The organism is Gammaproteobacteria bacterium (assembly GCA_033720895.1).
Lineage (GTDB): Bacteria > Pseudomonadota > Gammaproteobacteria > Natronospirales > JAJUFS01 > JAWWBS01.
Genome location: JAWWBS010000118.1, coordinates 1 through 1,980, shown reverse-complemented (window position 1 = coordinate 1,980; position 1,980 = coordinate 1). Strand labels below are relative to the sequence as shown.

2 protein-coding genes are annotated in these 1,980 nt (G+C 61.3%); both read right to left on the bottom strand.

Annotation, left to right across the window (positions count from 1 at the left end; genetic code table 11):
- On the bottom strand, positions 1 to 1,400 hold a 1,400-nt coding region (locus tag R3217_10745), incomplete at its 3' end, for a glutamate synthase-related protein (protein MDX1455921.1).
- 176 nt (positions 1,401 to 1,576) lie between these two features.
- Positions 1,577 to 1,960 (bottom strand): DUF2784 domain-containing protein, encoded by a 384-nt coding sequence (locus R3217_10740; GenBank protein ID MDX1455920.1) that lies wholly within the window; start codon positions 1,958 to 1,960, stop codon positions 1,577 to 1,579.
- Positions 1,961 to 1,980: the final 20 nt, after the last annotated feature.

The window sequence follows — 1,980 nt, the reverse complement described above, 5'->3', positions numbered from 1 at the left end:
TGCTTCGCCGATCGCTCGACGTTGAGGCGCTTTCTCAGCTCTGGATCCTGCGTTGCGACACCCGAGGGGCAGAGATTGGTGTGGCACATGCGGGCAGCGACGCAGCCCACCGCCTGGATCGCGGAATTCGCCAACGCAACGCCATCCGCGCCCAGCGCCATCGCTTTGACGAAATCCATCGGCATGCGCAAGCCGCCGGTGATGATCAAGGTCACTCGGCCAGATGCCTTCTGCTCGTCGAGGTAACGCCTTGCGCGGGCCAAAGCTGGAATGGTCGGCACGCTGATGTGATCGCGGAAGATCTCCGGCGCGGCACCGGTCGCGCCACCGCGACCGTCGAGAATGATGTAATCCGCACTGGCGTCCAGCGCGAACTGGATATCGCGTTCAATGTGATTCGCGGAGAGCTTGAAGCCGATCGGTATGCCGCCGGATATTTCCCGCACGCGATCGGCGAACTTCCTGAAATCCTTGACCGTGACCAGGTCCTTGAACGTCGGCGGCGATATCGCATCCTGCCCGGCTGCAAGACCACGCACCGCGGCGATCTTTTCCGTGACCTTGTTGCCAGTGAGGTGACCACCGGTACCGGTCTTCGCGCCCTGGCCGCCCTTGAAATGGAAGGCCTGTACTTTTTCCAGCAGGGACTCTTCATAACCGAACATTGCCGAAGCAAGTTCATAGAAATAACGCGAGTTCGCCTGCTGTTCTTCCGGCAACATGCCGCCTTCGCCAGAACAAATGCCGGTGCCCGCGAGTTCCGCGCCCTTTGCAAGCGCAGTCTTCGCTTCCTCGGACAGCGCGCCATAGCTCATGTCCGAGACGAAAAGGGGAATGTCGAGTTCGAGGGGCGTTTTCGCTTCCGGGCCGATCAACAGCTTCGTTGCGACCGGCACGTCTTCCTGCAGCGGCTTTGCTGCCATCTGCGCGGTCAGGATCTGCAGGTCATCCCAGTGTGGCAATTGATGTCGCGGCACGCCCATCGCCGTCATCGGGCCGTGATGGCCCACCGAGCCCAGGCCGTTTTTCGCGAGTTCATGAATGAATGCGACGGTGGGTTCTTCTTTCGTGGCTTCTGCCTTCGGCGCGGCATCGCCTTCTGAATGCAGGGCCTCCGGCCCCGGGCCTTCTTCGCCGACCTGTTCGTCGGAGAACTGCTTGTGCGTGCCATCGCAGAAGGGTGACTTGCCCGTGTGCTTGCAACGACACAGCCAGGCATCGCCGTCTTCCTTGGCGGTGAATTTCTCCGGCGTGATGGACGTGCTCTTGTGCGAGCCGTCGCAGAAGGGCTGGTTCTTCGAACGCCCGCATCGACACCACCAGTAGTCCTTGCCCTTCTCGAGCGTGACCTTGGTCGGCGAATTGGCGGCGATGACGGGCTTGCTGGGCTTGTCGGACATGGGCGCTCCTGGGTCACTGGAACCTCAAGTGTAGACGGAGATGAATGCAGCGCGGAATACACAAAGTTCCGGAGAGGAGGTCGCTGACCCTTCAGCGCGCTCGCAATTGCTGGGTGATTGTCACCAGGAAGCAAATGAGCCGATTGGAGTCGCGTGGCGGCTGCCTGTGACGCCGTCTATTCGAAGCGGGCATGCCGAGCGCGTGCGATCCGCCAGGCTATGAAGCCGTAAATGGCGATATTGGTCAGCAGCACGATGGCGCCAAGCACGAGCTGCAGGCGAGGCGTGTAGTTGACGGGATAGATCAGCGGGAGCAGGTGATGCTGGATGAAACCGCTGCTGTAGCCCTGCTCGCCGGCCAGCGACCGGAAATGGTTCTCGAGCGGCGTGAGCGGGCAGATCCAGCCGATCCATTCCACCAGCACGCCGTAGATCGCAACCGGTACATGCAACCAGGCAATGCGCGGGTTCCGGAGCACCAGCAAACCACCCAGCACCACGAAGACAATGAACAGCGCGTGCAGCAGCAGTACCGTGTTGGCCAGCAGGTGATAGAGCATGTCAGGACCGCGACCACCGC